Raw genomic sequence first — 17,084 nt, forward strand, 5'->3', positions numbered from 1 at the left:
GTCCATCCGCTCCGTACTTGTAATAGTCAAAATTTTACTGAATACTCTCCAATTCCGGGTCTGTAGTCGATTGAATGCGAAATTCTGTTCCAGCTGTGATTTGTCCATTTGGGATGATGGCCCCATCAGTACCCGGCGGATTACCCGTTCGAACAATATAGGCGAAAGCAGGAGGCGCATTCCAGAATGAAACCAATAAAATAGCGAGCGCCATCGCGCCCGCTAGACAAGATTCCCTGATTCGATTGGCCGATAACATGTAGTCTCACTGCCCTTCATTCAGAAATTAGTTCCCCCAAGCCGCTTGCCCGCTGCTATATTGAATTTTAGGCACGCCTCCGTCACTCCCAGGTGTCATGCCGATACTCGCAAACACGACATCGTCTTTTGGGTAGATGTAGGATGCATCCATTTCCGCGTGGCCCTCGGTCTTGACCCAGATTGTTTTGGGTGGTGATACGACTCCCCCATTGCTGGGGTCACGAGAGTCATATCCGGCAAATCCAGAAGTAACCGCCCATGTTTGACCGCCATTCACACTATACTCGGTATGGTTTCCAGTAGCATTGAACAACGACCCACAACTCAATTCGCGAAGGTCCTGATCAGATAGGCTCGGCAATTGAAATTCTAAGTGCCCGGTGCTCTGGACACTGAACTGAATGGCATCTACCAAAGGAAACGCTAAGGACTGCCCCTTTGAAGCCATGGCTGCTGTCACATAATTGTCATGGGCGAAGGCCTTTTTCGCATCATACGGTTGAAACCATACTCGATACGTTCCATTCGCGTTCTTGGAATAGCCGTGATACAAAGCAGACAGATTGGACATCATTTGCGCCTCGCCAGTACTCGTCAGCGTTCCATTTGCCAAGCCTTGATTCAATTCCACTGCATTCGCCCAAGCGATAGTGCTACCGCCCGCATTCCAGGATAAATCACTGTCCGGGATACCCACATACAGTTGATACGCATGATCGACGGTCTCAGCATTCACAGAATCTGCTGAACCAAAATGGCTGCTACTGTCCGCAGTGAAATACCCTTTCTGCAACACCGCGTTCACGTATGGCCAGTCAGAAGCACTCACATCATCAAACGGGTTGGAACTCGTAGCATCCGGCTGAATGTTCAAGGCATTCGCAAAGTCTTTTACCACCGTCAGTTTCGTCTCCGTAGGGGATGATTCCGATGTAGTCATCGACCATGTCGTGCCATCCCAGGTCGATGTAATCCCTACCCGATTTAGTGCCTGCATCAAGTACCAGATTGGAATATACGAGGTAACAACGCGACCACTGGGATCCCGGTGGGCATAGCGCGGTGCGAAATCAACAGGTGTGCCGTTGATTTCAATACTCACATCGGATGAATTCGCCGAATCCTTCGGAGGATTCGTCAAGTCTGCATGCATGCCGCTTGGCAATACCAGATTCCAGTGATGTCCGTCCCAGGTGCTGCGGATATTCAACTCGGACAACACCTTGAACAGATACCAAATGGGCAACCAACTTGTTGGCTCTGACGTCGAACTCTCCGGGCGCACCAAGTGTGCCGGATTCGATGCGTCCTGTCCATTCAATATCAAGCGGGTTGGAGCAGACTCTACAGCCTGAATGGTTTGGGCCCGTGAAATCGGTGCATACGTAACCAAACATGCGAACGCTGACGAAAATAAAACCATGGTCGATTTCTTCATGTTGTTCAACCTCCTTCTTCGCGTTATGACCAGACTATCACGGAAAAACGCAGATGGAGTGTCACACGAGTGCCAATCGCGTATTTCCCCCAATCTTGTGCTTGACCTCATAACTCTTGACCTGATACGGATTTGTCACTGCCTTGGCACCCCGGGCTAGAACAGGCGGACTATGCTCAAAACATTCCAAACAATTCATATATGGAAAAGATTCACTCTGTCGAACAGCAAAGTCAAGTTTGGTACAGACAGTCACTACGTAGCATCTGAACCTTGTTTCACGGCTTATCCAATTCCTATCGAGGAGGGTCCCGCACATGAACTTATTCCCGCCTATATCCAAGGCATCCTGCCAACAAGTACATCAACAACCCGATGGCACAAAAAGAGTGACGCTGGGAGACAACAACGTCACCATCACCGTGACTTTCAACACGCCTTCACAGGATGCCATTGAGCGTTTCACACACACGCTTCATACCATTCTGATGCGCATGACTGACGAGGGGGAAACACCACCCGTCATTGACAAATCACCTCTCTCACCTTGATGCAGTCCTTGTTTGCGAATCCTTCTCTTCCCAAATGATCGCAAACTCACCACCTAGCGCCTCAAACAGCTTATGGATCACAACCACTCTCAGACGAAAAAAAGCCCGGCGTGACAAGTACATTGTTTCCCAAGCAATGGTGTTGTTTTTCTGTTCAAAATATTTCAACCGTACCAAGGCCATTTCTTCCTCCGTTAAGATAGATAGCGCATTTTCAATGAGTTCAATGTAAAAAAGCAGTGGCTGAATTTGCTGTTCTTCAATGATGAATCGCTTTTCTGTCGCATCATAGGTCGGATCGCTCACATCACCTTGCGAAAAAGACGGGATCGCCCTGAACGCAGAGCGCAGCCGTGGGTAGTCGTTCAATTGCGCGCGCAGGCTCTGCACACGACGCTTCCAGGATGGGTACACATACAGCCATCTTTCGATTTGCTGCATCCGAGGATCCGTCATTTCTCATCCGCCCACTTCGTCTGCCGCACGCGCCCTTTCACCTTGTGATACGCGTCGTGCCGCATCATGTTCTCGTACGCCTTCTGGCTCTGTGGGTATCGATGTGCAGGCTCAGTCGTGTTCCTCGTTTTCGTGGGCCGACCCTTCTCATCTCCCAAGATCCGTCGCCTCCGTTTGCGTATATTTACTTTTGTAAACATTAACGAGATAAAAAAGTTCATCAAACGGCTTGTCCAACACGTGACAAAGCTGCATCGCAGCCTGAGGACTGGGATTGCGAAAGCCGCGCTCCAACTGGCTCACGTAGGCAATGCTGTAGTCGGCTGCTTGGGCAAGCTCACGCTGGGTAAAACCTTTCAAGATTCGTGCACGGGTGAACGCTTCCGACTTGACACGGATTGGTCCTGACACCTTCGACATCGTGCCGCCTCCCATCTACACTTGTGTAAGGTCATCATAATCCGCATGATCTGGACCTGACAACCGTATCTTTGATTACTTTTGATTACTTTTTCTCGTTGCGCATCTTGTTCATTGAATGGTATCATCGGCACAGGCTAAGGAGAGTAGGGTCGAAGTTTATGGACGAGGCATTCGGCACTTGGTTGCGCAGGTTACGCAAGGAAAAAAAGATGAGTGTGCACGAGGTGGCGAAACGGGCAAATCTCACACCTGGGTATATCTCAATGCTCGAAAACGGAAAGAGAAGACCCAAGGTCAGTACGCTGGCTCCTCTCTCCCAGGCGCTTGGCTTGGCTTATGGGGTTATGCTCCAAATGGCTGGTTATTTGGACGATCAGAACATGATTTTCGCCCATCGCCTACGGGCTGCTCGTATGGACAAAGAGATGAGTCCACACGACCTAGCAGAGCAATGTCATCTGTCCGAGCGAACGATTGAACGCTGGGAGTCCGGCAACAGTCCACTGCCCGCCCGCGCTACCTTGGAACGCTTGGCCCGAGTGCTTGAGGTTTCAATCGACCACCTCACGGGTGCACCAGACTTGCAGTCCATGGATCTTGGCGCATTGCTGAGCCAGGATCACATCTCCTACAACGGGATCCCTTTGAACGAAGACCAACGAGCATTTGTACGTGATTTCATTCGCCGCACGCTTCAACTCTCCACGCCCTCCGTTGCCGATTTGCCTGAACCCGATGATTCGAATTGATCTATGGCGCCGCCCGTTTCCTTTAGTCGAGGATACAAAACATAACCGAGATGACGCAGGGTCTTCAAACACTTCGGAGCATTTGGATTATCCTCCAACGCCAAGCGAATTTTTCGGATGTAGACGTACAATTCGTCCCGTTGCACCATGCCCTGTTTTCCCCACGCGCGGTGAATCAACTCTTCCACAGTCAACGTCTCTCCCACATGTAACGCGAAATAAACAAACAGGCGAAAAGCGATGGGCGTCAGGTATCGAATCTTCCCATCCTTCATAAGAACTGCGCCATTCAAGTCAAGATAACAATCATCACCCAAATCTATCTGGCTATCCTCCAAGTTGCTCATTTGCCATCCCCACTTTTTATGCAACCCTATCGAGGCGGGAAGGCGTGCACAGGGAGCGAGCCATTTTGAAACGGCAACTGGCTGACAAAAGGCCGAAGTAAAAGACAGCCCGTAGTCCCTGTAGCTTTGCGTCCCCTACTTTCGCAGGGTTTGCCTTTTTCGCGATACCTTGTAGTTGGTCATTCGTGTTTTACTCTTTACCGGATGGCTCCTCTGGAACACGCGCTCGAATGGACTGGGCAGGCCACGCAATCCTTCGCTCATTGTCCGAATAACGCGCGCAGACAGATTGACCACGTTCGATCAGTTCCTGAATCAGATCCTCACGTGCTTTCCAAGGCAATGGCGCAAGCTCTTCCCCAAACCATCCCACGCCACGGATGAAATGCTGTACCACGTTCTTTGCATCAGGGAACACCAGTTCAGATGACGACATGAACACCTCCACCTGTTCCAATCCGGCTTGTTTAAAATCTCGCGGTGCTTCATCAGGATGAAGTAAATAATCCCTTGGTTTCTCTTCCCGTTTTGCTGCCAAATCGAGGATCGGCGCGAACCATTCTCGAAAGAAGGGTGCTGTGAAATCCATCTTCAAGGGATGCAAACTGGCGATGACACCGCCTGGACGCACCACCCGTTTCATTTCCTGTAGCGCCTCAGATCGATTGGTAAAATGTAAGTACCCGACCCCAACCGCTATGTCGAACCGTTCCTCATCGACCGGCAACTGTTCCGCCTTTCCTTGACGAAAATCCACCCAGTCGATCTCCTGCCTTCTTTGCTTGCCTCGGGCGCGCGCAAGCATACCGGTCGACGGGTCCACCGCCACGACTGCGCCCGATGGACCCACGCGCTCCGCGAGACCAGCAGCGAATGTCAATACACCATCCGCACATCCCAGCTCCAGCACGCGCATACCTGCCTTTATACCCACCCATTCCAAAAAAGCCCGACGTTCGTCTATGGCGTTCGGCCAGACCATTCGATCCGTCTTGTCATAGTTGTTGAACAGATTGAACTGAGAGACGCAGAGTGTCTCCAGACGATACCGGAAATATCCAGCACGCTGTAAGGCATCCGTCGTTTTCTCTAGCACGCGACGCCCCTCATCCGTCAAACGGACAAAGCGATGTTCTCCCCGCTTCTCCAATTCGATATTCCCGAGTGAATAGGCGAACAAAACTTCCTCTCCCAGACTGTAATCCACCCAGGGTCGATGCCACGATCCACGCACATAATCGCGTTCGGGGATCTCCCCAAAATACCGAAGGGCGTTCAAGTTCTCCCAACAGGTCTCCAACATGTACAGTTGCATCAAAGTTGCAAATCCGTGGTCGTTGATAAAGTTCTCCACACGCTGCAACGCATCAAAGGCCATGGCTTCCGTGACATCCAGTTCACCCGTTTTCTGATGCGCTAAATTGACGGCCGCAGAAGCAGCCGTTTCGTATACTGCAATCTGTGCCATGCGCTCCGGCGCCGGTAAATCGCCAATTGCAAGGGCACGCTCTGCTTCCGTCCAATGGATGAACGCACACTCGCGGGAACGATCATGTAGGAATTCGTGAATCTCCGGGTCGAATCGCGCGTTACCGTCAATTCCTGCAAGCCAAGGACTAATCACCAAACCTGCTGCCCAAAGTCTGTGCAAGGATTCTGTCAAGTCAGGGTAGATATACAAAGCCATTCCCCCTCCGAGATTGTATAGTGAAGATTCCACACAATTCGCTAAATTCCTGTAACAAAGTGACATTTCATCAGACCCGGTTTGAGAAACCTGTGGTCTCAAACAGCTCTTTCGGGAATCCGTCTACTATGAAATGATGGTCCAATGAGTGAAACCTGTTTGTTATGTTTCGTGGATTTCCGAGGGGCGATGCGTGAAGTTTGGCGAACCTTAACGAATTTTAAGGTTCAAGCCGTTTCTCAAGTGCTATACTTTTTCTACCAGTTACCTTTTGGGGAATTGGCGAATGGCTCCATTCAAAAGAGAGAAGATTCATACAAACGGGTATTCAGTAGATACATAGGGCAGATCATAGAGATATCGCCTGACAAGACAGCGAGTCAATCATGGTTTGGGTGGGTGATGATGTGAGTGTACATATGCCAGAGGAAATCCATGGCGCCGTACAGCAACTCGTCGATACGTTTGAGACCAACGATCCGTTCCGTCTGAGTCGACTGCTGCACCTGCACCTATTGCCAGGTCGTACTCCAGCGGGAATATGGGGAATTCTGATGCGGTATGACAATGAATCATTTTTTGGCTACGACATCAGTATTTCCGCTGACAAACAACGGATTTATATTGCACACGAGATTGGACATCTTGTGCTTCACGGTGACCATGCGCCACTTTTCCTAGAACTGGACGAACCCCGCCCCTCCGCTTTGGAAGCAGAGGCCCAGGCATTCGCCACTGATTTGCTTCAAGAGCCAGAACGAAGCCTCTTACAGTTGAACGAAAATTGGGTCTTGGGTCACTTAGGCCCCTGACCCCACTTTGTCTTCAAGAGCGCACTCTGCGTTGATTCCGTCCAACATCAGGTGCGCCACAAAGTTCGCAAAATCCCGAATTTCAGTTCCGCAGTTTTCGGCACACTGTGCCTCCCACTGAAGTAACAAGACGTGCTTGTCCTTGGATAAGGCGGCTTTCAACTTTTCCCCCAACACATCCGGTTCTTCGCCGAGGCTAGCGTTTGATTGCAAATGCTCCTCATAGAAATCATCGATCAATTTCTCTGCCAACAGTTGCCGAGCCATTCCACACATGCCCTTTTCCTCCTCACCCGCTTTGCTTGTCTGAGACTTTACCTCTGCGCTGTGCCACTTAGCAAGATCTTTGTGAGACACTTTTGGCACTCAGAGCGCACTTTTTCTCTGTTTTATCGAGATAAGATGCTATCACGGCATAAAAGGCGAGGCAGCGAGTTCAATCGCTGCTTTTTTGTTTGCCGAAAAGGAGGTGAACTTCTTGATTGCGAGACGCACCTGACGTGTATCGCTTCCTGCCGCCTGCATTCATCAAGCCTGCATTCCTGCAGGGCGTCCCGATTGAAGTCAATCCCGAGACATGGCTCGAAGGTACATTGAAGGCGAGTCAAATCCGTTTCACAATCCGTGACCGAGACACTTTTGGCACCCAGAGCGCACTTTTATCCATGTTTTCAGGCGTACGATGCAAGCATGGATCAAAGGGACGAGGCAGCGACAACCAGTCGCCGCCTCGTTTTCGTTCCTATAAGGAGGCGTTCGCATGATTTCAAGTCCCATCAAGTGGCAAGGGGGAAAAGCCCGGCTGCGCCGAGTCATCCTCCCCCTCCTCCCCGAACACACCTGTTACGTGGAACCGTTCTTCGGGGCAGGCTGGATTTTCTTTGCCAAACCAAAGTCGAAGGTGGAGGTGATTTCTGACGTCAACGCCGAGCTCATTCAGTTCTATCAAGTCGTCAAGGATGATTTGGAAGGGTTCCTTCGACAATTCGACTGGACGCTCTATTCGCGCGAGGAGTTTATCCGTGTCATGAACCGACGAAATGAAGAGCGCGATCCGCGTTTACGCGCCTACGACTTTTTCTATCGGGTACAGTCCCACTTTGGCGGAAAGTACAACAACTCGATTGATTGGGGATATGGCCGAGGCAAACCTGCCTTCGACTTCTCTGCCATCCACGCCCGCATCGAAGCTGCGCACAAGCGGCTCTGTGGGGTCTACATTGAAAATCGTCCGTTTCATGATGTCATCCCTCGGTACGACGGACCGGACACGTTCTACTATTGCGATCCGCCCTACTATGGCCTGACCGGATACCACCAACACCCGTTCACCAAGGAAGACCACCTCAAGTTGCGCGACACGCTCGTAAATGCAGAAGGCAAATGGCTGCTCAGTATCAATGACCACCCAGACGTCCGCCGCTGGTACACCGACTTCTCCATGGAATCCGTGGATGTCCACTATTCCATCAGTCGACAGAAGACCGGACGCAAATCCGGAGAACTGCTGATTCGCAACTACACACTATCTGAGCATCGCGAGGTGACCGTCCAATGAGTAATCTGTCCCTGTCTCAGAAGACCAAAAAGCCCAACCCATTTACGTTTTACCGCATTGCCTTCCCATCCGAACACTCGGTATCGGCACAACAGGCGCACGCCTTCCTTCAATCGCTCTCCGGGATCCTGTGGCAAAAGCAAACACTCGGCATTCAACGTCCGCTTCCTCTTCGCTTCCTTGTTGTGAAAGAACCGGGCGAATCGGTCACCCGGTTCTACCTTGGCCTACCCACGCTGCGCGACGAGGCCGTCCAGTCCGCGTTTCGCTCAGCCTACCCGCACGTCCATCTGATTGCAGAACCAACGCCCACGTTTCTGACACAAAGCCTCGACCGTCGCTCGCTCGCCATCTCGTTTCGCAAAGGCGGGCAGGGTCTCGAACCCTGGTTGCCCCTGTCCTCTCATCGCGTCGGTGAATCCGGCGATCCCCTTGATCATTTGATGGATGCCATCGGATCGGATGTAGCCAGTCGCTGGGTTTTCGAAGTGTGGTTCACGCCGATGCGCGATGCCAAGTTCCAGCGCACCCTCTTGAAGAAGGCCCAACCACCCGGAAGCAAGGGTACATCCGGGTTCTCCCTGTCCGAAGTGCTCGCAGAGGTCTTCGGAAAATCGCCGTTGCAAAAACGTCCAACACTGCCTGTCCCAGATCCCTATGCTGAACAAAGACCCATTGTTCGTTCGCGACTCCTGTCAAACCAGCGTCCGTTTCGCGTCTCCGTCCGCCTTTTGGCAAGCGGCTCCACAAGCGTAAGAGCACACCTGCACGCCGTGCTTGGGGCCATGGGCCACCTTCGAGAGGCAGGATGGATTGTGCCAAGCCGCATCACGAAACGTCGACTCGCCAAGGCCATGCATCAAGGCATACCCACACGCCCGATGTGGTGGACCTCTGGAGAACTGGCCTCCTTAGTCCATCTCCCTGACAGTCGGCAACCCGGCTTTCGCTACGTGGCGACCGCGCAGGGACGGGTCCTCCCCCCACCCAAGTGGAAAAGCGAAGGTCTCCGGCTTGGCTGGTCCGACTTTCCGGGGAAGGAAGACCAAGCGATTCACATTCCGCTCGGTCAGGCGGCCAAGCACACGTTTCTTGCGGGTGCGACCGGTTCCGGCAAAACCACGACCCTCCTGCAAATCATGTTGGGGTTGGTTGCCCAGATGCAGACGAATCCCGACACGGCACCCGGATTCACCTTCTTTGATCCGCACGGCGGTGCGATTGAGCGACTGCTCGCCCACATTCCACCCAGCCTTCATCACAAAGTACATGTGATTCCACTCGGCCCGACCGAGTATCCACGTGGCCTCAACCTGTTTCGCATGGATCACCGAGATGACGCAGAGGCGATCACGGGTGAGTTCGTCACCACGTTGCAGGAACTGTGGCCTGGTTCCCGACCACGTTCCGAGCACTATTTGCGCAATAACGTCCTGTCGCTGCTCCAGCAACCGCCCCAGACGGTGCTTGGTATCGCTCACCTGTTCGCAAACGAACGTTTTCGCCAAGAACTGATTCCGAAACTGCCGTCCCATCTGCAAGACTTTTGGATGCAGGAGTTCGCGGAGATTCGAAACATCGCCGACCACTTGGGTCCTATCTGGAACAAGCTCGGGGCGCTCACCACGTACCCGTCTCTGCGTCGCATGCTCGGCCAGACCAAGAGCGCCGTCGACACGCGCGCCGTCATGGACGAGGGAGACATCGTGCTCATCGATGGGTCAGGTTGCACCACCGATGCCATCAAGATCATCGCGGGACTGTACCTGATTGACCTCCACTTCACTTGCAAACGTCGACCCGAACACCGATCCCGCCTACATCTATTCCTCGGCGACGAGGCGCATCTGTACGCCGTCAATGTGCTGCAAAAAATTCTCGCGGAAGACCGCAAATTCGGCCTGTCCCTATTCCTGGCCACCCAGTACCTTGACCAATTGCCCGACCCGATCCTCGCCGGAATTCTCGGCAATGTCGGCACGCTCATCCTGCTGCAACTCGGCGGGCCAGATGCGGACAGGCTCACGCGGTGGCTGAAGCCGGAGGTCTCGGCGCGCCAACTGATGACTCTGCCTGAGATGCATGCGCTGGTACGCACCAAGCTTGAAGGCGGCGTCACGGAACTGTTCACCATGCAGAACCCGCTCGTTCCCGCTGGCCATGAAGAATGGGCAGCAGAGGTCATTGCCCATTCGGACCTTGCGGATGGACGGCCAGCGAACGAAGTGGATCAGGACATCGAGGCGATGTACGGTCGCTCCAAGGCGGCTGTCCAGGAACATACGATGCCCATTCGTCACTTCGCTTTTCCGCGTACTGAAGACCCGGAGGAACCATCCTGATCTGTGCAACACGTCGGACAGGCTTGCGGACAGGGTTCCGGACAGCCTTTCCTCCCGTCTTCCGTCCTACAATCGTCCTGACTGAATTCCAAATTTACCGCGCCGGACGTGGCTTCGCGGTCTCAGCGGTTGCGGGACATATTTCCGAATCTGCCGCGCCGCACAGAGGGAGGCAATACCGAATGAAGATTCCCCATCGCATCGAGCAAGAAATGCTGCTCGCGCTCTACCGATACAGCATGTTGACCACGGATCAACTGTCCACATTGCTCCATTACAAAATTGACACCATCTACAAGACGAGCCGCTCCCTTCGCCATCAGGAATGGATCGAGTCCCAGTCCCTCGACTTCATCCGTCGAAACACCAAGGGATGGGTGCTGACCCGGAAAGGCATCGAAGTCGCCTTCGGTCTCACCAAAGAACACCGACCGTATCTGCTTCGGCAGACAAACGCAGCGTTTGGGCAAGCTCCCCATCTCTTTGGTGTCAATCGATTTTTCACCGACCTCATTCGACACAGCCTCACCCGTCGACCGGAGGAGGGACTCATCGACTGGATCGGTATGCGGGACGGCGGTGAACGCTACGCCATCGTCAACCGTAAGAACCAAAGAACCACACCACTGCGACCGGATGGCATCGGAACCTACCGATTCGCAAACAGCAGCGAGATCATCTTCCACGTCGAGTACGACACCGGAAGCGAACACCTTTGGGTTCTTCACGGAAAGCTCTGGAAATACGTCGATGTTCTGAAAACGTTCTGGGCGGATGTAACGCTTGCCAATGTGCTGTTTATCACCCGTGATCCCCGTCGTTCAGCTCGAATCCTGGAACTCTGGCAAGGCATGCGGGACGATGCGTTCCGCAAACAACCCACACCTACCGTGTGGACCACAACGGAAGACGAACTGTCGGAACAAGGGACACTCGCTCCCGTTTGGCAAGGGCTTGAAACGAATGCCGTATCCTTTCTGGATTTCCCCCGGCTAAGCGGCGGAAATGGGGACCGGAGTGTCCCCATTGGCAAGCAGACTCGTGAGCAGCCGTTCGCCAAGCCCAGCCGAATTCCGCGTAGCCATGACGAACCCAAGAGGGCGGGAGGCGACCCAGATGGTCCTGCGATTTCTTGATTTGTTCGCTGGCATTGGGGGCATCCGTCGGGGTCTGGAGCGCGCGGGGATGGCGTGTATCGGCTCGGTCGAGCGGGACAAGTTCTCCCGCAAATCCTATCAGGCGCTATTTCGAACAGAAGGAGAGTGGACTCACGATGACATCCAAACCGTCCTGCCGGACGACATCCCCAAAGCCGACCTCTGGGCATTCGGCTTCCCCTGCCAAGACCTGTCCGTTGCCGGAAAGCGACAAGGTTTTGGCGGGGCACGAAGCAGCCTGTTCTTCACCGTCCTCAACCTCCTCGGGGCGCTGCCCGAAGACCATCGACCCGAATGGTTGGTCGCTGAGAACGTTGTCGGATTTCTCTCGAGCAACCGGGGCTACGACTTCCTCGCCGCCCAAGTTGCGCTGGCCGAAAGCGGGTATGACTGTGAATGGGAAGTGCTCTGTGCGACCTCCTTCGGTATTCCCCAACACCGCGAACGCGTGTTCCTTATCGGACATGCTCGAAATCGAGGTCGACGAACGGTTCTTCCTCTCCACAACGGCAGAACAAATCCTCCTCACGCAGTGGAACAAACAACACAGTCGCAAGAGTCGGAAACCATCGCCCAACCAGGAGACCAAAAACGAACCATCGGAACAGCGGCTGATGAAAAACCAACGCCCATATACGCAGCCGTCGCCACCCCAGGATTCTTGAACAAACAGCAACGTCACCGATTCAAAGATCCCGACGAGCCGATGTTTACACTCGCAGCTTTATCCACGCATGGGGTCCTCGTCACAAGACGGGGACAAGGTCAAGAGGCAAAGTGGAACGTGCGAAACACCGCCACCTGCCTGGATGCCAACTACTACAAGGGGCTGGATGCCCATCAGATGCGTACCGGCGTGGCCGTGCAAACCGCCCTAAGACTTCCGGACGATACCGGTCAAACCGGGCGAGTCTTTGATCCGAGCGGCATCTCCCCCACGCTCTTGAATCACCATGGAGGGGCCGTCACCAAAATTGTGCAGGACACCCGCATCCGACGGCTCACGCCACGGGAGTGTTGGCGGCTCATGGGACGCACCGACACCGAGTTTAATACCGCAAAGGACGCTGGCGTTTCCGACACACAGCTTTACAAACAGGCAGGCAACTCCGTCATTCCCCAGATTGTAGCCGCCATCGGAGGGCGCATCATACAAGAAACCATCAGGCCGTCATGACACAGGTTCAACCCGTAACCCGCACAACGAGGAGGTGAACGCTATGGACTTTATCAGCACCGGCATTACCTGGGCGGAACACACGCTGCAGGCCGTATTCCTCTGTGTTGCGGTGTACCGAGGTGTGCGGTTGTACGCACATGGAGAACAGAATCGGCTCTGGGGGCACATCATCCTCTCCTGCATCCTCGCCATCTTCGTGTTCTTCCCGTCCATTGCCCAGTTCCTGGCGCAGTATTTGTTGAAGCAGCTTGGCATCAACCTCAGTTCCTGAACCCTGAGGCGAATAGAGGAGTGTGATTCACATGGCCGACCCGCGTACGGATCGGACGGTTTACCATGCCTATCGTTCATTGTTCAAGATGAAAACGGTACTTTACCAGATTGGGGACGTCCGACTTTGGATGCCGATTGATCAGGACCTAATCCTGCTCTGGCTACAAGTATTTCTTTTGTTTCTGGCGTTCTATTACGTGATCCCGATTCTCGCGTGGATCTCTCCGGTCGGGCCTGCCCTGACCCTCAGTGTCGGCCCGGCCGCCTTGGCGTACACCCTGCACAAACTCGATCCCGCCGGGAAATCAACCTCGGCCTATCTGCGAGATATCTTGCGATTCCTGGTACGGAAGAAGCACATCCGTCGCTTTGAGACCGTGTCGTTACCCCGTCCGCGTCGCTCGCTCAAATGGTCAATGTTCGCAAGGCGTTATCACACCCTTGACTTGGCGGACGGATGTCGTCTACGGTTCTTTTTCACGGAAGCCCTAGACGGGAAACTGGAGCCCGGTTCCACCCTGCGCGTGTATCCAAAAGCGAGACTCCGCCTTCACACGCGCACGCATCGCTTCGCGCTCACGCCGCTATCCGAGAAGAGAACACTCCGGTTTGAAGAGGTGCAAACGAAGAAGGGGAAACGGGTTTGGGAATGGACGGTCACGGAACCAGCGGATCTGACACTGACCGCATCGGACGCGTCCGTTCGCCCCCACACGAGGAGGGGAAGCGGATGAAGTGTCCAGTCCTCTACTACGAACAAAACGTGCTCTTTGACACCAAGCGCCAAGCCTGGGCCGCCTACCGGATTCCACAGCAACCTTACGCTTTTGCATCAAAGGAGAAAAAACGCGTCCTCGTCGACAGCCTGCGTGGGTTTTTACATGCACACCGGGGCGCTTGTCATCTCCTCTCCTTGACGGACGACATCCGCCCCACCGGATTCTTTCAGTCAGCAAGTCCAGCGGATGCAGAATTTGAGCGCTACCGTAGAGCAGTCATCCAAAAGGTTGCGAGGCAACGTCCATGGCGGCGCTCCCTGTTTTTGCTCGTCAAGCTCCCAAAGTCTAGGTTTGCTGTTCCGGACTTTGACTTAGCCGCACCTAGACGGGCACTCACCTCCCTTCGCGGCTTCGCAAAGAGCGTGGGTCAGACCTTGCAACAACGGCTTATTGTTTCTCCCTCTGGCGAAATGAATCATCAGGTGTTAGAGGATGCGCTTTCCGCAGAAACGCTCGTGGCAGAGTCAGTTCGAGCGTCCCTAAACGGTGAACGGCTCCAAAGCACAGACGTCGAATGGCTCCTCTGCCATCCGTTCCACCGTGCGATGCTCGGTGAATCGACGCCGCGCCTTGGCCTTGAACCCAGTTACCAAATCGCCGTCCGAGGAGAACGAGTCCTGCTTCGACCGCGTAAGTCACTGCCAATCCTCGTAGCGGGCGACACCGTGATCGAGGAACGGTTGCGTACACTGATCGTGCACCACCAAGATGACGGGGCTCGGCAGAGTTGGCAGACGTTTTTATTTCTGGTAGATGTTCCCGAAGACGTGACTGACATTGGACAGGAGTGGCTGTACCGCCTCGATGAACTGTCTGACCCGGTGGAGTGCAGCATTCACCTGGAGATTGAAGCGCCACACACAGCGGCGGCAGGGCTTGAACGAAGCCGCAAGGCGCTCAAGGACCAGCAGCGGGAATTTGTCGAAGGCACCGGCGACCTGCCGCTCACCCTGGAATGGGCCGGGGATCGCGGACGGCTGCTTGAACACAAACTGCAGCATGGCATGCCACTCGTCCACGCAACCGTCACATTCGCCATCTTCGCACCAACCCGCGAAGAGCTCGAATCCCGCGCGACTCAATTCACTCAACTGTGCAGCACCCTACGTCTGCGCATCGTGCGTTCTCCTGGTGATCAGACACGTGGCTTTCTCGACACAATGCCTGGCACCGACATGGAGAAGAAACCATGGTCGATCCCGATGGACCCTGGTTATCTGGCAGCGGGCGTTCCGCACGGCAGTAGGGACGCTGGGGACCCGACCGGTGATTACATTGGCCGCACACGCCAAGGCACACCTGTACTGCTTGATCTTGCAAGGCCCATGTCTCGGGAACTGAACCGAAGTGGGGCGGTCGGGATCGTGGGGACACTTGGCGGCGGCAAATCGGTACTCAAAAAACTTCTCTTCTACCTCGCCTACAACCGAGGTGGAAGCATTTTTTCCATTGATCCAAAAGATGAGGACGGATGCTTCAAGGAACTGCCCGCTATCGCGAAAGGGCTCACGATCCTTCGACTCTCGGCAGGTTCGCACACACAAATCAACCCGTTTCGCTTGGCGCAAAGTGACGAGCGAAGTCACGCCATCGCGCTCGACTATCTGAGTCTTCTACTTGACGGCCAGCGCAACGACGAGCGGGCTGACGTCCTCATGGATGCGGTGGAACGAACGTTTGCCACCTCCAAGCGGGATTTGTTCCAAGTCATGACTGAACTCCAAAAACTAAGTACAACCGAGGGTCACGAGGCGATGCGTGTCGAGGCTAGGCGTTGTCTGACCCGGCTTCAGGGTTATCAGAAGAGTCCGTACGGACGGCTCGTCTTCGCGCGGGACAATGGCGTGAGTGCCTTGCCGGACACTCCTTTCGTGGTAGCGAGTCTGGCGGGACTTCCACTCCCAAAGCGCCTGCCTGGCGAAACGGGCAACTTCACCCCAAACGAGCGCTTTGGTGTCGGGATGATGTTCCTCATGGCGGCGCTTGGTCGTGAACGCATGTTTCATTCCGCTCCCGGTGGACTGAAGCTATTTGGCATCGATGAAGCCTGGCTTTTGCGCTCGTTCCCGGAAGGAAGGCAGTTGATTGACGAGACGGTACGCATGGGTCGCTCTTTCGGCGTCGTCCCCATTCTCGTCACGCAAAACCCTGGCGACATTGCCGAGGAGGAACTGCGCAACAACCTCGGTTCCATCTTCTGCTTTCGCACCGAGGATCCGCGCGCCAGCCGTGACAACGCGATCCTACTGGGACTCGACCCGAATGAGGCGTCGCTGTGGCAGGAATTCCGCAGCCTGCGCTCCGGGGACTGCTTCTTCAAGGACATTGAAGGCCGTGTCAGTATGATCCACGTTGATCCGACGCCAGACGACTTGCTGAACGTGTTCAACACCTCTGTGGATGGAGGTCAGCCATTATGAAACAACGCAAACGATGGATGAGCTGGGCTGTTATCATCGTGTTCCTCCTCTGTATCGTAGGAACCGTGATTGCCACCTCGCCCTCTGCTTTCGCTGCGACGCAGGCGCAACCGCCTTCGATGGTCAATCAGATTCTGCCGACCGAACAACAGATCGGCGTATCCACCAATGCGACGCCGACATACCGAACCTATCCGCCGGACCGATATGCATTCGACCTCGGGTACAACCTCGTTACCTGGGAATGGGGTGGACTGAAACCGGATCTGAACGACCCGATCCCGTTTCTCGGCAACGCCATCGCCAGTTGGATTTTCATTGGTTCCGGTTTCATCACGCGCTTTGGCATCTTCCTGGCGGAACTCGGCTTTCACACCAACCTTGTCAACGACCAGTTGGCCGCCGTCACGCCGCTGCTCATCGGGCTGCGCCAGAGCCTGTTCGGGAGATTTCTCCCGTTCAGTCTCATCGCGCTTGCGTTCTGGGCCGTGAAGAAGGCGATGGTCGATAACCAGCCCACGCGGGTCTGGTCAGGGGTACTCGCCAGCGTGGCCGTTCTCGCGGGCGGGCTTTTCTTTATGGCGAACAGCGGTCCCGACATCCGGTTTCTCTCCACCACCATGGATCAACTGTCACAGGTGACGATGGGGG

The 17,084-nt window shown here is 54.4% G+C and carries 18 protein-coding genes, 1 pseudogene and 1 riboswitch; of the genes and pseudogenes, 11 read left to right on the forward strand and 8 right to left on the reverse strand.

Annotated elements, in window-relative coordinates:
- Positions 1-34: 34 nt before the first annotated feature.
- Together AYW79_RS04595 and AYW79_RS04600 are read right to left on the reverse strand one after the other, a co-directional pair.
- Positions 35-259, reverse strand: coding sequence for a hypothetical protein (locus tag AYW79_RS04595; protein ID WP_156493887.1), 225 nt, complete (start codon positions 257-259; stop codon positions 35-37).
- A 27-nt stretch (positions 260-286) separates the two neighbouring features.
- Complete coding sequence (locus AYW79_RS04600; protein WP_067562241.1) at positions 287-1,699, reverse strand: hypothetical protein; 1,413 nt, start codon at positions 1,697-1,699, stop codon at positions 287-289.
- A 317-nt stretch (positions 1,700-2,016) separates the two neighbouring features.
- On the opposite strand from AYW79_RS04600, the gene AYW79_RS04605 reads away from it, so the two are divergent.
- Positions 2,017-2,250 carry a hypothetical protein gene (locus AYW79_RS04605; RefSeq protein ID WP_067562244.1) on the forward strand — a complete coding sequence of 78 codons (234 nt, stop codon included), beginning with the start codon at positions 2,017-2,019 and terminating at the stop codon, positions 2,248-2,250.
- Here the strand turns inward: AYW79_RS04605 and AYW79_RS04610 are convergent.
- Genes AYW79_RS04610 through AYW79_RS04615 form a run of 3 tightly spaced genes read right to left on the reverse strand, consistent with a single transcriptional unit; the run spans position 2,242 to position 3,126 of the window.
- Complete coding sequence (locus tag AYW79_RS04610; RefSeq protein ID WP_067562246.1) at positions 2,242-2,706, reverse strand: hypothetical protein; 465 nt, start codon at positions 2,704-2,706, stop codon at positions 2,242-2,244. The two genes, AYW79_RS04605 and AYW79_RS04610, sit on opposite strands and share 9 nt — an antisense overlap.
- On the reverse strand, positions 2,703-2,864 hold the full coding sequence (locus AYW79_RS15460; protein WP_156481892.1) for a hypothetical protein: 162 nt from the start codon (positions 2,862-2,864) through the stop codon (positions 2,703-2,705). Before AYW79_RS15460 ends, AYW79_RS04610 begins: the two co-directional genes overlap by 4 nt.
- Entirely contained in the window at positions 2,854-3,126 is a 273-nt protein-coding gene (locus AYW79_RS04615; protein ID WP_067562249.1) for a helix-turn-helix domain-containing protein, read from the reverse strand. The genes AYW79_RS15460 and AYW79_RS04615 overlap by 11 nt, the downstream gene beginning before the upstream one ends.
- Positions 3,127-3,287: 161 nt before the next feature.
- Here AYW79_RS04615 and AYW79_RS04620 point away from each other — a divergent pair, with 161 nt between their 5' ends.
- Positions 3,288-3,878 carry a helix-turn-helix domain-containing protein gene (locus AYW79_RS04620; RefSeq protein ID WP_067562251.1) on the forward strand — a complete coding sequence of 197 codons (591 nt, stop codon included), beginning with the start codon at positions 3,288-3,290 and terminating at the stop codon, positions 3,876-3,878.
- Here AYW79_RS04620 and AYW79_RS15160 read toward each other — a convergent pair.
- Positions 3,824-4,225 (reverse strand): winged helix-turn-helix domain-containing protein, encoded by a 402-nt coding sequence (locus tag AYW79_RS15160; protein WP_082806770.1) that lies wholly within the window; start codon positions 4,223-4,225, stop codon positions 3,824-3,826. The two genes, AYW79_RS04620 and AYW79_RS15160, sit on opposite strands and share 55 nt — an antisense overlap.
- 69 nt (positions 4,226-4,294) lie before the next feature.
- Positions 4,295-4,390: riboswitch (cyclic di-GMP riboswitch) on the reverse strand.
- Between the two features lie 25 nt (positions 4,391-4,415).
- Positions 4,416-5,912 (reverse strand): methyltransferase domain-containing protein, encoded by a 1,497-nt coding sequence (locus tag AYW79_RS04625; protein WP_197461007.1) that lies wholly within the window; start codon positions 5,910-5,912, stop codon positions 4,416-4,418.
- A 407-nt stretch (positions 5,913-6,319) separates the two neighbouring features.
- Here AYW79_RS04625 and AYW79_RS04635 point away from each other — a divergent pair, with 407 nt between their 5' ends.
- Positions 6,320-6,724, forward strand: a complete 405-nt coding sequence (locus tag AYW79_RS04635) for an ImmA/IrrE family metallo-endopeptidase (RefSeq protein ID WP_197461006.1) — start codon at positions 6,320-6,322, stop codon at positions 6,722-6,724.
- Here the strand turns inward: AYW79_RS04635 and AYW79_RS04640 are convergent.
- Positions 6,713-7,000 carry a hypothetical protein gene (locus AYW79_RS04640; protein ID WP_156481891.1) on the reverse strand — a complete coding sequence of 96 codons (288 nt, stop codon included), beginning with the start codon at positions 6,998-7,000 and terminating at the stop codon, positions 6,713-6,715. The two genes, AYW79_RS04635 and AYW79_RS04640, sit on opposite strands and share 12 nt — an antisense overlap.
- Before the next feature lie 484 nt (positions 7,001-7,484).
- On the opposite strand from AYW79_RS04640, the gene AYW79_RS04645 reads away from it, so the two are divergent.
- The 8 genes and pseudogenes from AYW79_RS04645 to AYW79_RS04680 form a co-directional block, all read left to right on the forward strand.
- Entirely contained in the window at positions 7,485-8,282 is a 798-nt protein-coding gene (locus tag AYW79_RS04645; RefSeq protein ID WP_067562265.1) for a DNA adenine methylase, read from the forward strand.
- Complete coding sequence (locus tag AYW79_RS04650; RefSeq protein WP_067562267.1) at positions 8,279-10,624, forward strand: type IV secretory system conjugative DNA transfer family protein; 2,346 nt, start codon at positions 8,279-8,281, stop codon at positions 10,622-10,624. The genes AYW79_RS04645 and AYW79_RS04650 overlap by 4 nt, the downstream gene beginning before the upstream one ends.
- Before the next feature lie 182 nt (positions 10,625-10,806).
- The gene (locus AYW79_RS04655; RefSeq protein WP_067562270.1) at positions 10,807-11,760 is read left to right on the forward strand and encodes a replication-relaxation family protein; all 954 of its coding nucleotides are present in this window, start codon (positions 10,807-10,809) and stop codon (positions 11,758-11,760) included.
- Positions 11,741-12,958: a DNA cytosine methyltransferase gene (locus AYW79_RS04660; protein ID WP_067562272.1), complete on the forward strand. Its 1,218-nt coding sequence runs from the start codon at positions 11,741-11,743 to the stop codon at positions 12,956-12,958. The genes AYW79_RS04655 and AYW79_RS04660 overlap by 20 nt, the downstream gene beginning before the upstream one ends.
- Before the next feature lie 43 nt (positions 12,959-13,001).
- Complete coding sequence (locus AYW79_RS04665; RefSeq protein WP_067562275.1) at positions 13,002-13,232, forward strand: hypothetical protein; 231 nt, start codon at positions 13,002-13,004, stop codon at positions 13,230-13,232.
- Between the two features lie 31 nt (positions 13,233-13,263).
- Complete coding sequence (locus tag AYW79_RS04670; protein ID WP_067562278.1) at positions 13,264-13,968, forward strand: TcpE family conjugal transfer membrane protein; 705 nt, start codon at positions 13,264-13,266, stop codon at positions 13,966-13,968.
- Positions 13,965-16,433 (forward strand): ATP-binding protein, encoded by a 2,469-nt coding sequence (locus AYW79_RS04675; RefSeq protein WP_067562280.1) that lies wholly within the window; start codon positions 13,965-13,967, stop codon positions 16,431-16,433. Before AYW79_RS04670 ends, AYW79_RS04675 begins: the two co-directional genes overlap by 4 nt.
- Positions 16,430-17,084: pseudogene (locus tag AYW79_RS04680) on the forward strand (hypothetical protein); the annotation flags it as partial. The gene AYW79_RS04675 and the pseudogene AYW79_RS04680, both read left to right, overlap by 4 nt.

The organism is Ferroacidibacillus organovorans (genome assembly GCF_001642725.1).
GTDB lineage: Bacteria > Bacillota > Bacilli > Alicyclobacillales > SLC66 > Ferroacidibacillus > Ferroacidibacillus organovorans.